This is a genomic window from Burkholderia anthinoferrum, from assembly GCF_002925705.1.
In the GTDB taxonomy this organism is placed as follows: domain Bacteria; phylum Pseudomonadota; class Gammaproteobacteria; order Burkholderiales; family Burkholderiaceae; genus Burkholderia; species Burkholderia semiarida.
The window spans coordinates 63,598-84,959 of the sequence record NZ_LFZP01000046.1 but is presented as its reverse complement, the minus strand read 5'-3'; the positions used below and the strand labels follow the sequence as shown (position 1 = coordinate 84,959).

Here is a 21,362-nt window from a genome sequence, read left to right as displayed (position 1 = left end):
CATGACGGGTTGCATACATCGGCACGCCCCATTCGCTACGAACTCAGGGATACGATGCCGTCGAATTTTCCCGAGTTAAGCAAATTTTCATAATGAAATCCATGAGACAAATACGAAATTTCAAAATCAAATCAACGACAAGGAAATTAGGTTTGCGAATCGTTAAAATCTCGCAATTTTCCGTCAAGAATGCAATATCAGAATATTCCGAGAGATATCCATGCGATGATTTTTATTTCAATGGAATTACTGGAAAATTAACGAACACCGAAAGTTGGTGGCTGGTACCTGCTGCAAAGCAACACGACACACATCACGCAGCACCGGTTCGTACAATCCGTCGCCCCTAATCGCTCTGCCGGTATGTCGTCGAGCGGCTGCTCGAAGGATCTGACTGGCTGCTCGCGCAAGATATCGGCCGGCGGGCGTTCAACTCGGGCGTGATCGCGTTCTGGCGCACCGAACGTAACGATGCGATGCCGCGCGACATGATGACCACGATCGCCGCACGGCAGGACAGGTCGAGCGTCTATGCCAGCGATGGCAACCCGCTGCATTCATGCGCGCGATGGAGCGCGACGGGCGGTTGCACGGCGAAGGCGTGGCCGATCTCGTCAGCCTCGACACGCCCAGGCTGTTTCGCCGTGCGGACCGCTACATCGAGCATGACCAACGGATGTGGCCCGCCACGCGCGCGGACGATGGCGCACGACGGCGAACCGCCGCACTGAAGCCGCCGCTTCGGAATCGGAACCGCAAACTCCCGCGCCGGGTGGATTCAACCAGCCGGCGCGCGTCGGTTACCGTCAGATCGCCGCGATCGTCGGCGCCACGGCGGCCGGGTCGGTGATGCTCGGCTTACCGGTCTCGACGTGCCCCGCGATGCGGCGCACCCAGCCGGCATTGCCCGCCACCGCGAACTGCAGATCGTACCAGTGGCTGCTGCACGACAGGTCCCAGTGCGCTTCGACGCGCTGCCCGGCCGGAATCGTCAGCGTGCGCGCCGCGCCGCCGTACGCGACATCGGTCGCCGTGACCGTGAGCGGGCTGGCGCCCGCATTGGCGATCGTCACGTAAACGTCGCCATTCGCGGTGTCATAGCACGGCGTGATTTCAGGCTTGGCAGCGGCATCCGCGGCAGCCGAACCCGCGAAACGCCGGAAATAGCCGTTCGGCCCCCACACGCTCACCAGGTAGTTGCCGTTCGCATCGAGCGCCCACGTATCGATCAGCTGCTTGCCCGCTTCGACCGTATAGCGGCGCGGCATCGCGGACAGGTCGCCCGTGTAGACCCAGAAGTGCGCGCCCTGCGTGCCGGTATTCGCGAACGTCAGCGCGTAGCCTTGCGGCTGCAACTGGCCGGTGACATGCAATTCGTACGGTAGCGCGCGCGCCGGCCGCGTGCCCGGTTCCTGCGCGGTCACGACCTGCTGCGCGGTGCTGGCCGGCGCGGTCTGCGACGACGCGCGCGAGCATTGCAGATCCGCCTGCGCGACATACGCCTGCGTGTTCGGCAGGGCCGGCACCGTCGCATCCGATTTCGAGAAGTCGAGCGCCGACGTCAGGTCGCCGCAGATCGCGCGGCGCCACGGCGAGATGTTCGTTTCCATCACGCCGAAGCGCTTCTCGATGAATTGCAGCACCGACGTGTGATCGAACACCTGCGAGCAGACGAAGCCGCCCTTCGACCACGGCGACACGACGAACATCGGCACGCGCGGGCCGAGGCCGTACGGCAGGTTGTCGGCCGTATAGGTGCCGGCTTGCGTGGCGGTCACGACGTCGTGCCGCTCGAGCGCCACGTCCACCGTGCTCATGCCCGAGCCCGGCAGCGTCGGCGCAGACGGCGGCACGACATGATCGAAGAAGCCGTCGTTCTCGTCGTACATGACGAGCAGGACCGTCTTGCTCCACACGTCCGGGTTGGACGTCAGCGCATCGAGGATCGTCGAAAGATAGTACGCGCCGTACAGCGGCGTGAACTTCGGATGCTCGGAATACGCGGCGGGCGGCAGCAGCCACGACACCTGCGGCAGCGCATTCGCCTGCACGTCGGCCTTCAGTTGCGTGATCGGACGCGTGCTCATCCCGCGCTTCTGCAGCGACGAACCGGCCGGCGCGTTCACGAAGTTGCTGAAGCACGCGAGCATGTTCGTGCCGTAGTTGCCGGTGAAATTGTCGAACCCGGTGCCCTGCTGGTAGATCTGCCACGAGATGCCGGCTTTTTCGAGCCGTTCCGGGTAGGTCGTCCAGTTGAAGGGCGGGAGCTGAACCTTGTCGAACTGATTGTCGATATAGTCGGTGTTGTCGAGCAGCGGGCCACCGCCCGTGCCGAGCGGATCGACCATGCCCGTCATCAGGTACATGCGGTTCGGGTGCGTGTTGCCGGGAATCGAGCAGAAGTAGTTGTCGCACACCGTGAACGCATCCGCGAGCGCGTAATGGAACGGGATGTCGTCGCGAACGTGATAGCCCATCGTCATGTTCGACTTCTGCACGGCCCACTGGTCCGCGCGGCCGTTGTCGATCGCACCGTGCGTCGTCGCCCACGTGTGCGGGAGGCCGCCGATACATTGCGCGTTGACGCCCGGGTTGGTCGTGTCGTAGCGAAACGGCGCGATCACGCTCGACTTGTCTTCCTGACGCGGCTGGAACCACACCGGCTTGCCGTTCGGCAGCGTGACCGGGAAGCGGTCGTTGTAGCCGCGCACGCCGCTCAGGTGACCGAGGTAGTGGTCGAACGAGCGGTTCTCCTGCATGAACACGACGATGTGCTGCACATCCTGGATCGTGCCCGTCACGGTGTTCGGCTCGATCGCCAGCGCCTTGCGGATCGATTCCGGCAGCAGTGCGGTGGCGGCGGTCGCGCCGGCGAGGCCGGCCGAGAACTTCAGAAAGTCGCGTCGTGAATGAGTGGCCATGCTGATTGCTCTTGATGGGATTTCTGGTGGAAACGGCCGGTATCAGGAAGCAGGCGACGAAGCAGGCGCGGTGAAACCCGGCGGGCACCGCATCTGCGCGGTGGCGACCACGGCGCCGCCGCACGCGGCCTTCTGCTGCGCGACGGGCGCGGCGGGTGCGGTCAGGTCGTCGTTGCAGGCGCCGAGGACGGCGGTCAGCGCGATCAGACCGACGACCGCGAAAGGCCGTAGGGCCGACGTTCGCATAACGGTTCTCCGTGGGGATGATGACGTGACGCGGCGCGAACCCGCGCCGGTCATATCGACGCCGAGATGCTATGTTCGACTTGTTACACGATGGTGTCGAGTGGCGGGAAGATCGAGGTGCGCGCAGCGGACGGCACCCGAAGGTGTGGGAGGAGCAGCGAAGGTCGTAAGGCGTTCGAAAGACTGGCGCGAATCACGCGTCCTGCTTCATGTGTCGGCGCTATCGAAGCCGCGCAGTCCAGACGACGGGCGTACGGTGAACCGCAACGCATTTTTTGCGGGCCGGCCGCGACGGCAACCGGCCCGCGCACAAGGCCAAGGCCGGTTCAGCCTTCCGTCATCATCAGCAACTGCGCGCCGTCGGCGACCTGGTCGCCGACGCCGTACAGCACTTCCGCGACGACGCCTGCGCTCGGCGCGCCGATCGTGTGTTCCATCTTCATCGCTTCCATCACGATCAGCGGCGTGCCGGCTTCGACCTTCTGGCCCGGCTCGACCAGCACCGCGATCACCTTGCCGGGCATCGGTGCGGTCAGGCGGCCGCCGCCGTGCTCCGCGTCGCCCGCATGCGCGAGCAGGTTGCGCCATTCGAACGTCTCGGCCGCGCCCTGCGTGAACACGTGGAACGTGTCGCCGTCCGCATACACGCGGCCGCTGCTGCGCACGCCGCCGAGCGTCACGTCGAAATCGAGCGGCGTGGCGCCGCGCGTCCACGCGAACGGTTGCGCGGCCGCGTCGCCGATCGCGATGCACGTGCCGGCGCCGTCGTCCTCGCAGGTCACCGTCACGTCCGCTTCGCGATCGGTCGCATGCCATTCGAGCGTGCGGCGATAGCCGCCGTTCAGCCGCCAGTTCGACAGCGCGCGCCATGGCGACGCACCCTCGTGCGCGGCCGCATCGCGTTCGCGTGCGAGCAACGCCGCGCAAGCCAGCGCGAGCGCCGCACGCGGCGGTTGTTGCGGTGCGAACAGCGCATCGTGGTTGCGCTCGATCAGGCCCGTATCGAGCTCGGCCGTCGCGAACGGCGCGCACGCGACGATCCGCTGCAGGAACGCGGCGTTCGTATGCAGGCCGACCACTTCGCACGCACGCAGCGCACGCAGCATCAGGCCCAGCGCTTCCGTGCGGTCCGCGCCGTGCACGATCAGCTTCGCGATCATCGGATCGTAGAACGGCGTGATCGCATCGCCTTCGCGCACGCCGCTGTCGACGCGCACCGCAGCGCCGATGGCGAACTCGACGCCGGCCGGCAACCGCAGATGCTTCAGCGTGCCCGTCGACGGCAGGAAGCCGCGCGCGGGATTCTCCGCGTACAGGCGCGCCTCGAGTGCATGGCCGTTCACGCGCAGTTCTTCCTGCTTCAACGGCAGCGGCTCGCCCGCCGCGACGCGCAGTTGCCATTCGACGAGGTCGAGCCCCGTGACCATCTCGGTCACCGGATGCTCGACCTGCAGGCGCGTATTCATTTCCATGAAGTAGAACGATTCGCCCGTCATGATGAATTCGACGGTACCGGCGCCGACATAGCCGACCGCGCGCGCGGCCGCGACGGCCGCTTCGCCCATCGCCTGGCGCACGTCCGGATGCAGGCCCGGCGCCGGCGCTTCCTCGAGCACCTTCTGGTGGCGCCGCTGCACCGAGCAATCGCGGTCGAACAGGTACACGGTATTGCCGAGCGTGTCGCCGAACACCTGCACCTCGACGTGGCGCGGGCGCGTCAGGTATTTCTCGATCAGCACGCGGTCGTTGCCGAAGCTGCTCGCGGCCTCGCGCTGGCACGACGCAAGCGCCGCCGGGAAATCGTCGGAGCGCTCGACCACGCGCATCCCCTTGCCGCCGCCGCCCGCGCTCGCCTTCAGCAGCACCGGATAGCCGATCGCGTCGGCTTCGCGATGCAGGCTGGCCGCGTCCTGGTCGTCGCCGTGATAGCCGGGCACGAGCGGCACGGCGGCCGCGTGCATCAGTGCCTTCGCGGCGGCCTTCGACCCCATCGCCGCGATCGCGTCGACCGGCGGCCCGATGAACACGATGCCGGCCGCTTCGCATGCGTGCGCGAGATCTTCGTTCTCCGACAGAAAGCCGTAGCCGGGGTGAATCGCCTGCGCGCCGGTCGCGCGCGCGGCTTCGATGATGCGCTCGACGCGCAGGTAGCTGTCTGCCGCGGCCGAGCCGCCGATATGCACGGCCTCGTCGCACGCGGCCACGTGTTTCGCGTTCGCATCCGCGTCGGAATAGACGGCGACGCTCGCGATCCCGAGACGTTTGCACGTCGCGGCGACGCGGCTCGCGATTTCGCCGCGGTTGGCGATCAGAATCTTGTCGAACATGGCTTCGATGTCGTCCGGAAGGTTGGGGTCACGCGATCATTCACGCCACGACGGCGCACGCTTGTCGAGGAAGGACGCGATTCCTTCGCGCGCTTCCGCGCCGGCGCGGGTCTTCGCGATCCAGTCGGCGGTCTGCTCGATCAGCATCGCGTCGAGCGGCCGGCCGGCCACGTCGGCGACGAGCCGCTTGCACGCCTTCACCGCGTCGGGGCCGTTCGCGACGAGCGTCGCGGCCAGCTTCGCGACCGTTTCGTCGAGCGCGTCGGCCGGCACCGCGTCGTGAATGAAGCCGAGCGACGCCGCGCGCGCGCTGTCGAACACTTCGGCCGTCGTGAAGTAGCGGCGCGCCGCGCGCTCGCCCATCGCACGCACGACGTACGGCGCGATCGTCGCCGGAATCAGCCCGAGCCGCGCTTCCGACAGGCAGAACTTCACGCCGTCGGCGGCGATCGCGATGTCGGCCGCGGCGACGAGGCCCACGCCGCCCGCATACGCGTCGCCGTGCACGCGCGCGATCACCGGCTTGCCGCAGCGATAAATCGCTTCGAGCATCCGCGCGAGCTTGCGCGCATCGGCGCGGTTCTCGTCGTCCGAGTAACCGGCCATCTTCTTCATCCAGTTCAGGTCCGCGCCCGCGCAGAATGCGGCGCCTTCCGCGGCGAGCACGATCGCGCGCACGCCTTCGTGCGCATCGAGCCATTCGAACGCGGTGGTCAGCTCGGCGATCGTCGTCTCGTTGAACGCGTTGCGCACGTCGGGACGCGCGAGCGTGACGGTCGCCACGCGGCCGGCCTCGCTTACCTTGATCGTTTCGTATCGCATCGGTCTGCCTCCCGGGCGTTACATGCGGAACACGCCGAAGCGCGTGTCGTCGATCGGCGCGTTCATCGACGCAGCGAGGCCGAGCCCGAGCACGTCGCGCGTCTGCGCGGGATCGATCACGCCGTCGTCCCACAGCCGTGCGCTCGCGTAGTACGGATGCCCCTGGCGCTCGTACTGGTCGCGGATCGGCTGCTTGAATGCTTCCTCTTCTTCCGGCGACCATGCGCCGCCCTTCGCCTCGATGCCGTCGCGGCGCACGGTCGCGAGCACCGACGCCGCCTGTTCGCCGCCCATCACCGAGATGCGCGCGTTCGGCCACATCCACAGGAAACGCGGGCCGAACGCGCGGCCGCACATCCCGTAGTTGCCGGCGCCGAACGAGCCGCCGATGATCACCGTGAATTTCGGCACCTTCGCGTTCGACACGGCCGTCACCATCTTCGCGCCATGCCGCGCGATGCCTTCGTTCTCGTACTTGCGGCCGACCATGAAGCCCGTGATGTTCTGCAGGAACACGAGCGGGATCTTGCGCTGGCAGCACAGCTCGATGAAATGCGCGCCCTTCACGGCCGATTCGGAGAACAGGATGCCGTTGTTCGCGACGATTCCGACCGGGTGGCCCCAGATGTGCGCGAAGCCGGTAACGAGCGTCGTGCCGTAGCGCGCCTTGAATTCGTCGAATTCCGAATCGTCGACGATCCGCGCGATCACCTCGCGCACGTCGAACGGCTTGCGCGTATCGGCCGGGATCACGCCGTACAGGCTCTTCGCGTCGTAGCGCGGCGGCTTCGGCTCGCGAAGCTGAACCGGCGACGCGATCTTCGGCGCGAGGTGACCGACGATGGTGCGTGCGATCGACAGCGCATGCGCGTCGTTCTGCGCGAGATGGTCGGCCACGCCCGACAGGCGCGTATGCACGTCGCCGCCGCCGAGATCCTCGGCGCTCACTTCCTCGCCGGTCGCGGCTTTCACGAGCGGCGGCCCGCCGAGAAAGATCGTGCCCTGGTCCTTCACGATGATCGACTCGTCGCTCATCGCCGGCACGTAGGCGCCGCCGGCCGTGCACGAGCCCATCACGACGGCGATCTGCGCGATCCCCGCGGCCGACATCGTCGCCTGGTTGTAGAAGATGCGGCCGAAGTGGTCGCGATCGGGAAACACGTCGTCCTGGTTCGGCAGGTTCGCGCCGCCCGAATCGACGAGGTACACGCACGGCAGCCGGTTTTCCGCGGCGATCTCCTGCGCGCGCACGTGCTTCTTCACGGTGATCGGATAGTAGGTGCCGCCCTTGACCGTCGCGTCGTTGCACACGATCACGCATTCGCGGCCGGCGATGCGGCCAATCCCGGTGATGACGCCCGCGCCCGGCGCGTCGTCGTTGTACATGCCGTTCGCCGCGAGCTGCGAGAACTCGAGGAACGGCGCGCCCGGATCGAGCAGTTGCGCGATGCGATCGCGCGGCAGCAGCTTGCCGCGCGACAGGTGCTTGTCGCGCGCGGCCTGGCCGCCGCCCTGCGCGAGCTGTTCGATCTTCGCGCGCAGGTCGGCGACGAGCGCCTCGAGCGCCGCGGCATTCGCGCGGAAGTCTTCCGAACGCGGGTTCAGTTTCGATTCGATGATCGGCATCGACGGGGCTCCGTTCGCGTGACGTGGGGCGTTACATCGTTTCCGCGAACAGCTCGCGGCCAATCAGCATCCGGCGGATTTCGCTCGTGCCGGCGCCGATCTCGTACAGCTTCGCATCGCGCCACAGGCGGCCCACCGGGTATTCGTTGATGTAGCCGTTGCCGCCGAGAATCTGGATCGCCTCGCCGGCCATCCACGTCGCCTTCTCGGCCGTGTAGAGAATCACGCCCGCGCAGTCCTTGCGCACCTGGCGAATGTGGTCGCTGCCCGCCGAGTCGAGATGGCGGCCGACCGCGTACAGATACGCGCGACACGCCTGGAACGTGGTGTACATGTCGGCGACCTTGCCCTGGATCAGCTGGAATTCGCCGATCGCCTGGCCGAACTGCTTGCGGTCGTGGATGTACGGCACCACGGCGTCGAGGCACGCGGCCATGATGCCCGTCGGGCCGCCCGACAGCACCGCGCGTTCGTAGTCGAGGCCGCTCATCAGCACCTTCACGCCGCCGTTCAGCTGGCCGAGGATGTTCTCTTCCGGCACCTCGACGTCCTGGAACACGAGCTCGCCCGTGTGCGAACCGCGCATGCCGAGCTTGTCGAGCTTCTGCGCGACGGAGAAGCCCTTCATCCCCTTCTCGACGATGAACGCGGTGATGCCGCGCGGGCCGGCTTCGATGTCCGTCTTCGCATACACGACGAGCGTGTCGCAATCGGGGCCGTTGGTGATCCACATCTTCGTGCCGTTCAGCACGTAGCGGTCGCCGCGCTTGTCCGCGCGCAGCTTCATGCTGACGACGTCGGAGCCGGCGTTGGGCTCGCTCATCGCGAGCGCGCCGATGTGTTCGCCCGACACGAGCTTCGGCAGGTACTTCCGCTTTTGCGCGTCGGTGCCGTTGCGGTGGATCTGGTTCACGCACAGGTTCGAGTGCGCGCCGTACGACAGGCCGATCGACGCCGACGCGCGCGAGATCTCCTCCATCGCGACCATGTGCGCGGTGTAGCCCAGGTTCGCACCGCCGTATTCCTCGGAGACGGTCATCCCGAGCACGCCGAGATCGCCGAACTTCTTCCACAGATCCATCGGAAACTGGTCGGTGCGGTCGACCTCCGCCGCGCGCGGCGTGATTTCCTTCGCCGCGAACGTCGCGACGGCGTCGCGCAGCATCTCGATGTCTTCACCGAGCATGAATTGCACGCCGGGCAGGTTGATCATGTCTCCTCCGTCTCCAGAAAGTGTGTCGCACTCACCGATTTCTGAGTTTCGCTCAGATCGAATGAATACGCCGATTCATTGACCAATACAGCGGAAATTTTGCACAGTTTCGCGCCTCGCCCGGTTCGCCGTCAATAGTTTTTTGAGTGATACTCAGATATGATGCGAAGATGACAGCCGCTCCCGCCGACACCATGACCGCCACCGCCAAAGCCGATCGCGCCGACGCGTCGCGCGCCCCCGCCGGGCGCAAATCCCAGCAGCGCGTGCAGGACATCCTGCGCGCCGGCCGTGAAGTGTTCGCCGAAAAAGGTTACGAGCATGCGACGGCCGCCGAGATCGCGCAGCGCGTGGGCGTGTCGGAGGCGACGGTGTTCAGCTATTTCCGCGGCAAGCGCGAGCTGTGCGCGCGTGTGATCGCCGACTGGTACGACGAAATCATCGCCGCGTTCGAACACGGGATGCCGCGGGACGCGTCAGTGCAGCAGCAGTTCGCGTTCATCGTGCGCACCCATCTGCGCTTGATGCTCGTGAACGGCACGGGGCTGTGCGCGCTGGTGCTGTCGGAAGGCCGCGCGAAGCAGCATGCGCTGAGCGACGAGCTCACCGCGCTGCAGCGCCGCTACACGGCGCCGTTGATGGACGTGCTCGCGCGCGGCCAGGCGGCCGGGCAGGTTCGCGCGGATCTGCCGCTGAGCCTGCTGCGCTCGATGGTGTTCGGGCCGATGGAGCACGTGCTGTGGGATGCGATCCTCGGGCACCGCAAGCTCGATACCGAAACGACGGCCACGCAGTTGATCGACATGCTGTGGGCGGCCGTGCAGCCGCCGGCGCCGGAACAGGCGGCGCTCGTGCGCTTCAGGAACGAAGTCGCGGAAGCGGTACGGCGGCTGGAAGGCGAAGCGTCACGCGGGTGACGGCCGGCGCAGCGCGCGCCGCCGTTCCGCGCCGTCGCCCGGCGCCGCTACGAATCCTCGCTCACCCGCAGCGGCGCGCGGCTCTGCTCGTTGTTCAAATGGACGAACTTGCGCAGCAGGCGCATCAGTTCCTCCGCATCGTCCTCACCCATCCCGTCGAACAGGCCCGCGCACAGTTCCTTCACCGAGGGAATCAGCTGCGTGAGCAACTCGACGCCCGCCGGCGTCAGCAGCAGCCGCCGCTGACGCCGCGGCAGCACTTCGCGGACGATCAATCCTTTCGCCTCGAGCCGGACCGCGAGATCGGCCGTCGTCGACGTGTCGAGCGCGACCCGCTGCGCGAGCGTCACCTGATCGAGCCCCGGATTCTCGTACAGCATCCGCAGCACCGCGTACTGCACGGGCGTCACGTCCCGGCCGAGCTTCTCGTAGAACATCGCAACCGCGATCTGGTGCGCGCGCCGGATCAGGTGCCCGGGTTCGTCGTACAGGTCGATCGGGAAAGCCGGCAGGTCGGCGGGATTCGTTTTTTCCATGGATGAGTCGATGACATAGGCGGCGCGCACCGGTTGCGCGCGCCGTCGGCATGGCGCTGTCTCGCGCCATTTCCCGGGAAAACCAGTATACCGCTCGCCTTGTCCCGCCCCCTATCAGTGAGTACACTGAATCTCATTCAGTACACGGAATGAAGATCGGGCCGCTTCCCCGGCGGCACCGCCCCGAAGGAGACAAGGAACATGTTTCTCAAGAATGCCTGGTACGTGGCGTGCACGCCCGACGAGATCGACGGCAAGCCGCTGGGCCGCAAGATCTGCAACGAATCGATGGTGCTCTACCGCGCGGCGGACGACCAGATCGCCGCGCTCGAGGATTTCTGCCCGCACCGCGGCGCGCCGCTGTCGCTGGGGTTCGTGCGCGACGGCGTGCTCGTGTGCGGCTATCACGGGCTCCAAATGGGCTGCAACGGCAAGACGGCCGGCATGCCGGGCCAGCGCGTCGGCGGTTTTCCGTCGATTCGCAGCTTTCCGGCGGTCGAGCGGTACGGCTTCGTGTGGGTGTGGCCGGGCGATGCGTCGGAGGCCGATCCCGCCAAGCTGCCCGCGCTGGCATGGGCCGAGGATCCGGCCTGGGCGCATGGCGGCGGCCTGTATCACATCCGCTGCGACTACCGGCTGATGATCGACAACCTGATGGACCTCACGCACGAGACGTACGTGCATGCGACGAGCATCGGCCAGAAGGAAATCGACGAAGCGCCGCCGAAGACGACCGGCCACGGCGACGAAGTCGTCACGAGCCGCTTCATGCAGAACGTGATGCCGCCGCCGTTCTGGCGGATGGCGCTGCGCGGCAACGGGCTCGCCGACGACGTGCCGGTCGACCGCTGGCAGATCTGCCGCTTCACGCCCCCGAGCCACGTGATGATCGAAGTGGGCGTCGCGCATGCGGGCCACGGCGGCTACGACGCGCCGGCGGACAAGAAGGCGTCGTCGATCGTGGTCGACTTCATCACGCCCGAAACCGACACGTCGATCTGGTATTTCTGGGGGATGGCGCGCAATTTCCGGCCGGACGACGACACGCTGACCGCCGAGATCCGCGAAGGCCAGGGCAAGATCTTCGCGGAGGATCTGGAGATGCTCGAGCGCCAGCAGCGCAATCTCGAGCAGTGGCCCGAGCGCACGCTCCTCAAGCTCAACATCGACGCCGGCGGCGTGCTGTCGCGCAAGGTGATCGACCGGCTGCTCGCCGCCGAAAACGCGGCGAGCCCGCCGCGGCCCGCGATTCCGGTCGCGCACGTCAAGGAGGCCTCATGAGCGACGCGACGTTGACGGTCCGGGTGGCCCGCAAGTGGCGGGAAGCGCGCGACATCTGCGGCTTCGAATTCGTCAGCGACGACGGCTCGCCCTTGCCGCGCTTCGACGCCGGCGCCCATATCGACGTGCATCTGCCGGGCGGGCTCGTCCGCCAGTACTCGCTGTGCAATCACCCCGAGCAACGCGATCGCTATCAGATCGCTGTGCTGCGCGAGGCCGAAGGCCGCGGCGGCTCGCGCGCGATTCACGACGAAGTCCGGCAAGGCGATACCGTGCGGATCGGCATGCCGCGCAATCAATTCCCGCTCGCCTCCGACGCACCGCACCATCTGCTGCTCGCCGGCGGGATCGGTGTCACGCCGATTCTGAGCATGGCGGAACGGCTGTTCTCGACCGGCACGCCGTTCGACATGCACTACTGCGCGCGTTCGGCCGATCGCATGGCCTTCGTCGAGCGGATCAACGCAGCCGGTTTCCGTGATCGCACCCGCTTCCACGTCGACGACGGCGACCCGGCGCAACGTTTCGACCTGGCCGCCGTGCTCGCGGCCGCGCCCGAAGGCACGCATCTGTACGTATGCGGCCCGCGCGGCTTCATGGAGGCGGTGCTGAACGCCGCGCGCGAGCGCCACTGGGACGAAGCGCGGCTGCACTACGAATTCTTCGGCGGCGCGGTCACGCGATCCGGCGCCGATCGCGCATTCCAGATCCGGATCGCGAGCAGCGGCCAGACGATCGACGTGCCGGCCGAATGCACGGTCATCGCGGCGCTGGCGGCGCACGGCGTCGACGTGCTGACCTCGTGCGAGCAAGGCGTGTGCGGCACCTGCCTGACCCGCGTGCTCGAAGGCGAGCCCGATCATCGCGATTCATATCTGACCGACGACGAAAAGGCGGCCGGCGACCAGTTCATGCCCTGCTGCTCGCGGTCGCGCACCGACCTGCTGGTACTCGATCTGTAGAGCGGCAGACGGGCTGCCAGACGCGCGGCGGCCGACCACGATAACGGAAACGATCAATGGCGAATCCTGCCCGCCGTCGGTCAATACACCTGAATTCCCGACCGATCGATGGTGCTGCAACCCGAATCCGCGTGACCCTCGCACGCCGGCGCCGCCCATCGCTCTGCTCAATCGGCGAGCCGGCAATGCGTCAGCTTCAACCCCGGCAGCACCGGCGCGTCGATATAGCCTTCGTTCACACAACTGAACCGGAAAGCCGCGGACGTGACGAACGGCTTGATCTCGCCGCCGGGGAATTTCGGCTTCAGCGCGCCCTGGTCGGCCACGTCGAAATGCGTGTCGAACTGCTCGCCGTCGGCCGTCAGCGCGCCGAAGTACGTGCCGCCCGGGTCGCTACCCATCCGGATCACGGCGCCGACGAACGTGAGGCGCTTGCCGTCGTACTTCGTCTTCGCGGCGGCCATGTCCCGCGTATAGGCCTCGATCACGGCGCCGTAATGCGCGTCGATCGCGGGTTCGGCGTTCGACGCCGCACCGGCCGCCTGGTGAACGCCCGCCAGCAGCGTGCAGGCAGCAAGCGCGGCCGCCGCGAATGGTGCGGAAATCTTCTTCATGGGTGGTCTCTCCCGTCCAGCGTGGTGGTTGAAATGATCGAACCCGGCGCGATGCCGGTTGAATTCGCTTCCGTTGATTTAATCGTTCGAATGGCGGTACGCGGCTGCGATCACTTCATCCGCCCGCGTGGTCGCGCGCGGCGCATGGCGTCGCGCTGAATGCGACGTGGCAGGAAGATGACATGGTGCGGCCCCCGGTTCTCTCTCGTTGAATTTCACTGCGTCTGATTTTGGCCGCTACGGTAGCAGACGGCCGACAGGCCGGCAACCGAGGGCCGAGCATCGTCCTGCCGCCCCATTACAATTGCAAATGGTTCTCATTACATATATCATGCGCGTCCTGTACGCAACGCAATGTCGCGGCCCGCGCCGCGATCCTTAGCATTCCTCTTCCCGCATCGATTCATGCCATCCCGTCGAATGTCCTGCCGCGCCCGGGCCGCGCGTCCGTGGCGCACGCGCCTGCCTGCCCTGCTCACCCTGTGCGTCGCGAGCGGCGCGCATGCGGCCGGCACCGAACCCGTTGCACCCGCACCTGCGACCGCCGCCGAACACGAACTCCCGGCGATCAGCGTCAATGCATCGGCCGCCGTCGACCCGACGATCGGCTATCGGCCGCGCACGACGAGCATCGCGGGCGGCGACGACCGGGCGCTGAAGAAGATTCCGCAATCGGTCGCGGTGGTCAGCAGCAGCGTGATGCAGGACCAGCAGGCGCGCTCGCTCGACGACGTGCTCGGCAACATCAGCGGCGTCACGCAGACCAACACGCTCGGCGGCACGCGCGACGCGTTCATCAAGCGCGGCTTCGGGTCGAACAATGACGGCTCGGTGCTGGTCGACGGCGTGCGCACGCCGGTGCTGCACAGCTATCTCGCGACGATCGACCGCGTCGAAGTGCTGAAGGGCCCCGCTTCGCTGCTGTACGGAATGCAGGACCCGGGCGGCGTGATCAACCTCGTCACGCGCAAGCCGGAAGACACGTTCGGCGGCTCGATCTCCGCGTCGCGCACGAACCACGGCGGCAGCAGCGCACAGTTCGATCTCACGGGCCCGCTCGGCAAGCCTGGCCAGATCGCGGGCGGCACGCTCGCATTCCGGCTGACCGGCGAACACGACACGAGCCGCTACTGGCGCAGCTTCGGCCGCGAGCGCAACGCATTGATCGCGCCCGCGCTGTCGTGGCACGACGCGAACACGTCGATCGACGTCAGCTACCAGTACGTCGACTACACGATGCCGTTCGACCGCGGCACCGTGCTCGTGAACGGCCAGCTCGACGATGCGCTGCGCTATCGCCGCTACGAGGAAGCGTGGTCGCAAAGCAGCGGCATCCAGGAAACGCTGCGTACGCGTATCGAACACCGCTTCTCCGATGCATGGCGCGTGCGCGCAACTTACGGCTGGGGCCGCGATCGCTACGATCAATACCTCACCCGCGCCACCGCGTTCAACAGCAGGACCGGCGCGCTGACGCGCTCGTCCGATGCGAACCTCGGGCGCAACGACTCCGACCAGATCGCGACGCTCGGCCTGCTTGGCAACGTGACGCTCGCGGGCATGCAACACGCGATCTACGTCGGCGGCGAATACGAGCGGCAGCGCAGCTTCCGCGGCGACACGATCCGCGGCAAGGCGACGACGGGCTTCGATCTTTACGATCCCGTGTACGGCCTGCTCGCGCCGGGCGGCATACCCAACGCGAAGCAGAGCGATTCGCGCTCGGTCGTGCATGCGTATTCGACGATCGTGCAGGACTCGGTGAAGATCACCGAACGCCTCACCGCGGTCGGCGGCCTGCGATGGGAAAACTGGCAGCAGGAGTCGGGGATGGGCCGGCCGTTCGTGTTCGCCGACCGCTCGCACGGCAGCGTCTGGCTGCCGCAGTTCGGGCTCGCGTATGTATTGACGCCGGCGCTCACCGCCTACGCGAACGTGAGCCGCTCGTTCAAGCCGAACGTCGCGTCGAACGTTGCCGCGCCGCTCGCGCCGGAATACGGCCGCGTGCTCGAGGCCGGGCTGAAGTTCAGCCTGAAGCCCGCGATCACGGGCACGCTCGCCGTCTACCAGATCGACAAGCGCAACGTCGCGGTCACGGTCGGCGACCTCACGTCGACGATCGGCACCGCGCGCTCGCGCGGGATCGAGCTCGACGTCGCCGGGCAGATCACGCGCCACCTGAGCGTGATCGGCAGCTATGCGTATACGAACGCGAACGATCGCGACAGCAACACGCCGCTCGTCAACGTCGCGCGCCACACCGGCAGCCTGTTCGCGGTATACGACACGGCCATCGCGAACTTGCCCGGGCGCTGGCGCTTCGGCGGCGGCGCACGTCTCGTCGGTGCGCGCTCCGGCGACACCGCCAACAGCTTCACGCTGCCCGGCTACGTGACCGTCGACGCATTCGCGGCCTACGAAACGACGATCGGCAAGTTTCCGACCCGCTTCCAGCTCAACGTGAAGAACCTGCTCGACAAGACCTACTATCCGTCGAGCAACAGCAACCTGATCGTCGCGGTCGGCGAACCGCGACTCGTCACGCTGACGACGACGGTATCGTTCTGACGGGCCCGCGCGGTCACGGACGCCAGCGATACACGACGATGCTCGACCCGTTGTAGTTGTCCTTCGTGATCACGTACTCGCCGTTCGAGCGCAGGTACGCGCGCACGCCGTACATCGAGTCGACGTCGTTGCCGACGTCCATCGCCGACGGATTCGAGTTCGTCAGCGTCGTGACGAGCGCACCCGTGTTCAGGTCGAATACGTCGATGTTCGGCACCGTGTGCACATAGCCGACGAACAGATAGTGCCCGGCCGCCGCGATCGATTTCGGGTTCGCGCTCGTCAGGTTGATCACCGGGTTCGGCGCGCTCGTGTTGCCGTTCTTCCAGCCGCGATAGACCTCGATGTGCCCGTTCATCGCCGTCCAGTCCCAGTTGCCCGCGAGGCCCTGCGCGAGGATCATCGTGTCGCTGTCGGCCTGGTAGATGATGCGCGTGACGGGCGCCACGCTGCTCGGCACGGGCGTCGTCACCGGCTTGCCCCATGACGGCTTGCCGGTCGCGTCGAAGCCCGTCATCGGATAGCGCGTGATCACGTTGGAGCCGTTCAGCCCGGCCCACACGTCGCCGTTGCCGTCGATGTCGAAACCGGCCGTCACCTGCAGCGTCGTGTTGAACGGCTTGCCGGGCAGCGAGCCGGCCGGAATCGCGATATAGCCGCTCGCGGTGTTGAAGTAATAGAAGTTGAAGTTGCCCGGGTTCTGGCCCGACGCGACGAGAATCCGGTTGCCGCCGACCGTCACGAGCTGGCCGAAGTGCTGGCCGCGCTGATAGTCGTTCATGTCGAGACGCGGATCTTTCGGATAGGTGAACGGGTCGATCGTGTTCGCGACGAACGTGCCGCCCGCGGTGCCCGTGTACACGTTGTTGCCGCTGAAGAACAACGCGCCGTCGGTCGCGGGGTCGGGCGCCGCGACGCCCTCGAAGTTCAGCGCCTGCAGCTTCCACTGCAGCGTGCCGACCGGGCTGTACGAATGCAGATCGGTGCTGCCGTTGCGGCCGAGATCCCAGCCGCCGCCCCAAGCGTTGTTCAGCACGTACAGGTTGCCGGCCGCATCCTTGCCGAGCGCCGCGACGCGCGTGAAGCGCTTGTCGCCGACCTGCCCCTTGATGCCCGTCGTCGTGTCGAGATAGCCGCCCTGCACGCCGAACGTGCCGACCTGCACCGGCAACCCGGGCAGCCCGCCGTACACCTTGATGTTCATGTCGGGCCCTTCGTCGCCCACCATCAACCGGCCCATCGGCGCATCGAAGTACAGCGACGCCGGCCGCGCGCCGGCCGCCATCTGGAGCGTGTTCATCGCCGCACCGGTCGGGCTGAACTGCGCGACGACGCCCGCGCTCTTGCGCGCGACCCACAGGTTGCCGGCCGCATCGAGCGCCAGCGCGCCGGGGCCCGTGACGCCGATGTCGCGCTGCCATACGCCGTCGGTCGTGTAGACGCGCACGCGGTTGCCGTAGAAGTCGCTCACGTACAGCAGGTTGCCGGTCGTCGCGAGGCCCGTGATCACGTCCGCATACTGGATGCCCGTCCACGTGCTGACCGGAATGCGGAGGTCGCGCTGGTTCGTGCTTCGGTTGTAGCGGCCCACCGAGCCGCTGCCGAACGTGCGGTTGTAGCCGAGCGCGACGAACAGCGACGTCGAATTGCCGGTGATCGCGCCGCCGTGGAATTCGTCGTGAATGCCGATCGTGCCGAGCGGCTGGCCGTTCTGGTAGATCGCGACGCCGCCCGCGTTCTCGTCCCAGCGCGACGCCGTGTAGATCACGCCTTCGGGCGCGACCCACATCGAGCGCGCGCCGTTGCCGACGTGCGAGGCCAGCGTGCCGTACGTGTTCGCGAGCCAGTCGGTCGAGTATTGCGCCTGCGCGTGGCTCGCCGGCGCCAGCATCGCGATGCACATTCCGAGCAACGCCGCGCGGATTTGTTTCATTGACATGAATAATGCTCCCAGACGAACCATCGTCGACACTGTAAATCGCGGCGCGTGAAATATTGGTGATTCCGGAAAATTCGCATTCGCCGTTCCCCGGAATTATTCACTCCGCGTCTTTTGCCGTCCGGGGCTTTTTCGTCAACGATCGAAAAATCGCCGAACCCGCGCCCATACGGCCTTCCGGCGTGCAGCTCGGGCGCATTTCCCGGCATTTTCTTCCGGATCACGCAATGCAAATACGTCATTTTTTCTGCCACGACCGCATTGCTTTTTCATTCCCCGGAAATCGTTTCTATTATTACAAATCGAAATCGAAATGAAAGAAAAAAATTATTCGGTGCGATCGGAAATGCGTGATCCTGCAACGGACGGGAAAGCGGGAGGAAAAGCAGGAATGCGGAGGGGAAAGTCGCGCGCCGGCCGTACCGGCTCCGCTGCAGGTCGCCAGGCAATCGTCCGCCGCAAGCACGCGCACGCAGCCTGTTCGGCACGACGCGCACGCCGAGCCGATTCGTTCCGGACACGATCTCGCCGCGCAACGTGACGGTCGCCGCGCCGCACCGGCGGCGCGGACAGCGTTCGCGTCATGCCGTCGCCTCGAAAAGGGCGGCGGCGGTACAGGAGCATGCGCGCCACGAGGCCCGCATCGTCCGCGAGCCCCGTTGCGCGCGCAACGGCCGCCGCGTCAGAACTTCTGGCGCAGCCCGAGGCTCACGATCGCCTGCGACCGCGAATCGGACGAATGGCCGTTCGCCTTGTCCGACACCGACGCGGTCGCGGCCACCGGCCGGCCGAGCGCGTCGAGCGTCGTGCCGGACGCATGCTGGTACGCGCCGAGCAGGTACACGCTGGTGCGCTTCGACAGGTCGTAGACCGCGCCGAGCGTGACGTTGTGATACTGCGCGCGGTTGTCGATGCCGTCGACGTCGCTGCCGCGCGTGTAGCTGTAGCCCGCGAACAGCTGCGTCTGCGGCTGCACGTTCCAGCGCGTGAACACGCCAGCGACGTTGAACGTCGCATGGCCGCTGAACAGCGACTGCGCGCCGCCGCGATACTGCACGTTGCTGTAGTTCACGCCGACGACGGCCGGCCCGAAGTTGTACGTCGCGCCCGTCGCGATCACCTGCTGCGACTGCGCGCTCGCATAGCCTTCGTTGATCGACGAATTGAACAGGCCGTCGTCGGTGCTCCGCCACTTGCCTGCCGTCGGGTCGGTCGCGCCCGTCTTGCTGTTGTCCGAGCGCTCGTAGCCGACACCCACGCGCAGCGGGCCGGCCGCGTACGCGGCGCCGACGCTCCACGTGTTGCGCTGCTTCATGCTCCCCGGCTGGCCGCCGAAGCCGTACAGCGCACCGAACGTGAAGCCCGAGTAGTTCGCGCTCGTGTACTTGATCGCACTGTCGACGCGTGCGGTCTGGTCGAGATCGTCGATGTCGCCCGGGTGCGCGCCGAAGCCGCCGATGAACGACGACGGGCCGACCGGGCTCACGAAATCGTCGAGCGACGTGTACTGGCGGCCGAGCGTGATCGTGCCGTAGCGGTCGCTGCCGACGCCGACGAACGCCTGCCGGCCGAACTGGCGGCCGCCCTGGCCCGACGTGCCGTTCGTGATGTCGAAGCCGTTCTCGAGGACGAACAGCGCGCGCATCCCGCCGCCGAGATCCTCGGAGCCCTTGATGCCCCACCGGCTGCCGGACAGGTTGCCGGTCGTGAGCCCGACGTTCGAATGCCCGGTGTACGCGCCCGCCGAGCCGGCCCGTTCGTTGCTGCGATAGGTCACCCCTGCATCGACGATGCCGTACAGCGTGACGGAGCTTTGCGCGGCGGCGATACCCGCGAGCGAGAGCAGCAGCGGGGCTGCGATCAGTTGCTTGTTCATGGTTTCGTGTCTCCGGGCGGTGAACCCGTTGTTCTGGCTGTTTGCGAGTAGCGCGCGGGGCGCCGACATCCGCCGGCGGTGCAAGGCCGGCGACGTCCGCGCGCGACGATGCGGCGGGCGTGCCCCGCTGCGGCCGGTATGGTAGTTGGAACCGGTTCCGTTCCAAAGCGGAATAATGACAACAGTTTCTTGTCAAAATCGCGATAGTCGGAGACGGCGCCGAGGCGGCGGCGCCTGTACAGCGCGGGGCGGCGCGGACGATAATCGGCTGCGCGCCTTCCACCGGGAGCTTCTTCATGCATGAAACGACCCTGCTGGTCTTCTCCGCCGTCGCGTTCGTCGGCATCGCGACACCCGGCCCGACCGTGCTGCTCGCGCTGACCAACGGCTCGCGCTACGGCGTGCGCCGCGCGGCCTACGGTTTCGCGGGCGCGATGCTGTCCGACTTCGTGCTGATCGTCGCGGTCGCGCTCGGCCTCGGCGCGCTGCTGATGGCGTCGGCGTTCTGGTTCTCGGTCGTGAAGTGGCTCGGCGCCGCCTACCTCGCCTATGTCGGCATCCGGTTGCTGATGTCGAAGGGATCGCTCGACGTCGCGGCCGCGCAAGGCGACACGGCATCCGGACGCACCGGACGCAACGCGTCGATCTTCGCGAAAAGCTTCCTGACCGCGGTGACGAACCCGAAGGGCTATCTGTTCTTCTCCGCGTTCCTGCCGCAGTTCCTCGATCCGGCCGCGCCGCTCGCGCCGCAGTACGTCGCGCTCGCGGTCACGTTCGCGCTGCTCGACGGCGCGGTGATGTTCGGCTACGCGCTGCTCGGCGCCCGTGCGGTGCGGCTGCTGAAGCGCTCGGGCGCGCTGTGGCTCGAGCGCACGTGCGGGGCGATGCTGCTCGCGCTCGCCGGCTCGCTGGCGCTGTACCGGCGCCGTGCCGCGTAGGCGCCGGGTACGATGAAAATCGCCGCGCCGCCCTGCTCCGGATTTCCCGGCCTGTCGCTCAGGCAACTCGAACGCGCGGACCTCGACGCGTGGTACGCGTACCTGTCGAACCCGGCCGTTTTCCGCCACACGAGCTGGAACCTGCGCTCGCCCGGCGATCTGCTGCCGCTGTTCGACAGCATCGAATCGGCCGATCCGGATTCGATCCGGCGTCTCGCGATCGTCGATACCGAATCCGGCGCGCTCGCCGGGACGATCGGGCTGCATACGGTGTCCACTGCGAACCGCTCGGCGGAGATCGCGTACGACCTCGCGCCATCGCACTGGGGGCGCGGCATCGCGAGCGCGGTGTGCGAAGCCGTCACCGCGTGGGCGTTCGCCGAAGGGGGCTTCATCCACATGCAGGCCGTCGTGCTGACCGGCAACGCGGGCTCCGCGCGCGTGCTGCAGAAATGCGGCTACCGCTACGAAGGGCTGCTGCGCGCATACAAGATGGTGCGCGGCACGCCCGGCGATTTCGCGATGTACGCACGGCTCGCGACCGACTGACGTGCCGCCCGCGGCATCGCGTGCCGA

General features: G+C 66.9%; 16 protein-coding genes and 1 pseudogene. 6 read left to right on the top strand and 11 right to left on the bottom strand.

Annotated elements, in window-relative coordinates:
• Nucleotides 1–806: 806 nt before the first annotated feature.
• From C5F75_RS17995 to C5F75_RS17970, 6 genes are all read right to left on the bottom strand, one after another.
• Nucleotides 807–2,921: a phosphocholine-specific phospholipase C gene (locus tag C5F75_RS17995; protein ID WP_104012515.1), complete on the bottom strand. Its 2,115-nt coding sequence runs from the start codon at nucleotides 2,919–2,921 to the stop codon at nucleotides 807–809.
• Nucleotides 2,922–2,963: 42 nt separating this feature from the next.
• Entirely contained in the window at nucleotides 2,964–3,167 is a 204-nt protein-coding gene (locus tag C5F75_RS17990; RefSeq protein ID WP_011694854.1) for a hypothetical protein, read from the bottom strand.
• A 326-nt stretch (nucleotides 3,168–3,493) separates the two neighbouring features.
• Entirely contained in the window at nucleotides 3,494–5,494 is a 2,001-nt protein-coding gene (locus C5F75_RS17985) for an acetyl/propionyl/methylcrotonyl-CoA carboxylase subunit alpha (protein WP_104012514.1), read from the bottom strand.
• A gap of 36 nt (nucleotides 5,495–5,530) precedes the next feature.
• Nucleotides 5,531–6,316 (bottom strand): enoyl-CoA hydratase/isomerase family protein, encoded by a 786-nt coding sequence (locus C5F75_RS17980; protein WP_059575479.1) that lies wholly within the window; start codon nucleotides 6,314–6,316, stop codon nucleotides 5,531–5,533.
• Nucleotides 6,317–6,334: 18 nt separating this feature from the next.
• The gene (locus C5F75_RS17975; RefSeq protein WP_059575480.1) at nucleotides 6,335–7,942 is read right to left on the bottom strand and encodes a carboxyl transferase domain-containing protein; all 1,608 of its coding nucleotides are present in this window, start codon (nucleotides 7,940–7,942) and stop codon (nucleotides 6,335–6,337) included.
• A gap of 31 nt (nucleotides 7,943–7,973) precedes the next feature.
• Nucleotides 7,974–9,155 carry an isovaleryl-CoA dehydrogenase gene (locus C5F75_RS17970; protein ID WP_059575483.1) on the bottom strand — a complete coding sequence of 394 codons (1,182 nt, stop codon included), beginning with the start codon at nucleotides 9,153–9,155 and terminating at the stop codon, nucleotides 7,974–7,976.
• A 170-nt stretch (nucleotides 9,156–9,325) separates the two neighbouring features.
• Here C5F75_RS17970 and C5F75_RS17965 point away from each other — a divergent pair, with 170 nt between their 5' ends.
• Complete coding sequence (locus C5F75_RS17965) at nucleotides 9,326–10,072, top strand: TetR/AcrR family transcriptional regulator (RefSeq protein WP_059575485.1); 747 nt, start codon at nucleotides 9,326–9,328, stop codon at nucleotides 10,070–10,072.
• A gap of 47 nt (nucleotides 10,073–10,119) precedes the next feature.
• Here C5F75_RS17965 and C5F75_RS17960 read toward each other — a convergent pair whose 3' ends face one another.
• Nucleotides 10,120–10,608, bottom strand: a complete 489-nt coding sequence (locus tag C5F75_RS17960) for a MarR family winged helix-turn-helix transcriptional regulator (RefSeq protein ID WP_104012513.1) — start codon at nucleotides 10,606–10,608, stop codon at nucleotides 10,120–10,122.
• Nucleotides 10,609–10,809: 201 nt separating this feature from the next.
• On the opposite strand from C5F75_RS17960, the gene C5F75_RS17955 reads away from it, so the two are divergent.
• Both C5F75_RS17955 and C5F75_RS17950 read left to right on the top strand, forming a co-directional pair.
• The gene (locus C5F75_RS17955; protein ID WP_104012512.1) at nucleotides 10,810–11,889 is read left to right on the top strand and encodes an aromatic ring-hydroxylating dioxygenase subunit alpha; all 1,080 of its coding nucleotides are present in this window, start codon (nucleotides 10,810–10,812) and stop codon (nucleotides 11,887–11,889) included.
• On the top strand, nucleotides 11,886–12,851 hold the full coding sequence (locus tag C5F75_RS17950; protein WP_104012511.1) for a PDR/VanB family oxidoreductase: 966 nt from the start codon (nucleotides 11,886–11,888) through the stop codon (nucleotides 12,849–12,851). Before C5F75_RS17955 ends, C5F75_RS17950 begins: the two co-directional genes overlap by 4 nt.
• A gap of 167 nt (nucleotides 12,852–13,018) precedes the next feature.
• On the opposite strand, the gene C5F75_RS17945 is transcribed toward C5F75_RS17950, so the two are convergent.
• Nucleotides 13,019–13,465 (bottom strand): hypothetical protein, encoded by a 447-nt coding sequence (locus C5F75_RS17945; RefSeq protein WP_059575492.1) that lies wholly within the window; start codon nucleotides 13,463–13,465, stop codon nucleotides 13,019–13,021.
• 405 nt (nucleotides 13,466–13,870) lie between these two features.
• Here C5F75_RS17945 and C5F75_RS17940 point away from each other — a divergent pair, with 405 nt between their 5' ends.
• Nucleotides 13,871–16,033: a TonB-dependent siderophore receptor gene (locus C5F75_RS17940; RefSeq protein WP_104012510.1), complete on the top strand. Its 2,163-nt coding sequence runs from the start codon at nucleotides 13,871–13,873 to the stop codon at nucleotides 16,031–16,033.
• Between the two features lie 13 nt (nucleotides 16,034–16,046).
• Here C5F75_RS17940 and C5F75_RS17935 read toward each other — a convergent pair whose 3' ends face one another.
• From C5F75_RS17935 to C5F75_RS17925, 3 genes and pseudogenes are all read right to left on the bottom strand, one after another.
• Nucleotides 16,047–17,972 carry an NHL repeat-containing protein gene (locus C5F75_RS17935; protein ID WP_060012051.1) on the bottom strand — a complete coding sequence of 642 codons (1,926 nt, stop codon included), beginning with the start codon at nucleotides 17,970–17,972 and terminating at the stop codon, nucleotides 16,047–16,049.
• A 431-nt stretch (nucleotides 17,973–18,403) separates the two neighbouring features.
• A pseudogene (locus C5F75_RS37245) lies at nucleotides 18,404–18,502 on the bottom strand (GFA family protein); the annotation flags it as partial.
• Between the two features lie 152 nt (nucleotides 18,503–18,654).
• Entirely contained in the window at nucleotides 18,655–19,848 is a 1,194-nt protein-coding gene (locus C5F75_RS17925; protein WP_059575497.1) for a porin, read from the bottom strand.
• A 296-nt stretch (nucleotides 19,849–20,144) separates the two neighbouring features.
• Here C5F75_RS17925 and C5F75_RS17915 point away from each other — a divergent pair, with 296 nt between their 5' ends.
• Both C5F75_RS17915 and C5F75_RS17910 read left to right on the top strand, forming a co-directional pair.
• Entirely contained in the window at nucleotides 20,145–20,786 is a 642-nt protein-coding gene (locus C5F75_RS17915; protein ID WP_059575499.1) for a LysE family translocator, read from the top strand.
• Between the two features lie 12 nt (nucleotides 20,787–20,798).
• Nucleotides 20,799–21,335 (top strand): GNAT family N-acetyltransferase, encoded by a 537-nt coding sequence (locus C5F75_RS17910; protein WP_104012509.1) that lies wholly within the window; start codon nucleotides 20,799–20,801, stop codon nucleotides 21,333–21,335.
• Nucleotides 21,336–21,362: the final 27 nt, after the last annotated feature.

What these genes read in the sequence shown, in the direction of transcription:
- C5F75_RS17980 (WP_059575479.1), bottom strand. Translation starts at nt 6,316, where the DNA reads ATGCGATACGAAACGATCAAGGTAAGCGAGGCCGGCCGCGTGGCGACC.
- C5F75_RS17940 (WP_104012510.1), top strand. Translation starts at nt 13,871, where the DNA reads ATGCCATCCCGTCGAATGTCCTGCCGCGCCCGGGCCGCGCGTCCGTGG.
- C5F75_RS17990 (WP_011694854.1), bottom strand. Translation starts at nt 3,167, where the DNA reads ATGCGAACGTCGGCCCTACGGCCTTTCGCGGTCGTCGGTCTGATCGCG.
- C5F75_RS17935 (WP_060012051.1), bottom strand. Translation starts at nt 17,972, where the DNA reads ATGTCAATGAAACAAATCCGCGCGGCGTTGCTCGGAATGTGCATCGCG.
- C5F75_RS17945 (WP_059575492.1), bottom strand. Translation starts at nt 13,465, where the DNA reads ATGAAGAAGATTTCCGCACCATTCGCGGCGGCCGCGCTTGCTGCCTGC.
- C5F75_RS17965 (WP_059575485.1), top strand. Translation starts at nt 9,326, where the DNA reads ATGACAGCCGCTCCCGCCGACACCATGACCGCCACCGCCAAAGCCGAT.
- C5F75_RS17950 (WP_104012511.1), top strand. Translation starts at nt 11,886, where the DNA reads ATGAGCGACGCGACGTTGACGGTCCGGGTGGCCCGCAAGTGGCGGGAA.
- C5F75_RS17975 (WP_059575480.1), bottom strand. Translation starts at nt 7,942, where the DNA reads ATGCCGATCATCGAATCGAAACTGAACCCGCGTTCGGAAGACTTCCGC.
- C5F75_RS17925 (WP_059575497.1), bottom strand. Translation starts at nt 19,848, where the DNA reads ATGAACAAGCAACTGATCGCAGCCCCGCTGCTGCTCTCGCTCGCGGGT.
- C5F75_RS17995 (WP_104012515.1), bottom strand. Translation starts at nt 2,921, where the DNA reads ATGGCCACTCATTCACGACGCGACTTTCTGAAGTTCTCGGCCGGCCTC.
- C5F75_RS17915 (WP_059575499.1), top strand. Translation starts at nt 20,145, where the DNA reads ATGCATGAAACGACCCTGCTGGTCTTCTCCGCCGTCGCGTTCGTCGGC.
- C5F75_RS17955 (WP_104012512.1), top strand. Translation starts at nt 10,810, where the DNA reads ATGTTTCTCAAGAATGCCTGGTACGTGGCGTGCACGCCCGACGAGATC.
- C5F75_RS17910 (WP_104012509.1), top strand. Translation starts at nt 20,799, where the DNA reads ATGAAAATCGCCGCGCCGCCCTGCTCCGGATTTCCCGGCCTGTCGCTC.
- C5F75_RS17960 (WP_104012513.1), bottom strand. Translation starts at nt 10,608, where the DNA reads ATGGAAAAAACGAATCCCGCCGACCTGCCGGCTTTCCCGATCGACCTG.
- C5F75_RS17985 (WP_104012514.1), bottom strand. Translation starts at nt 5,494, where the DNA reads ATGTTCGACAAGATTCTGATCGCCAACCGCGGCGAAATCGCGAGCCGC.
- C5F75_RS17970 (WP_059575483.1), bottom strand. Translation starts at nt 9,155, where the DNA reads ATGATCAACCTGCCCGGCGTGCAATTCATGCTCGGTGAAGACATCGAG.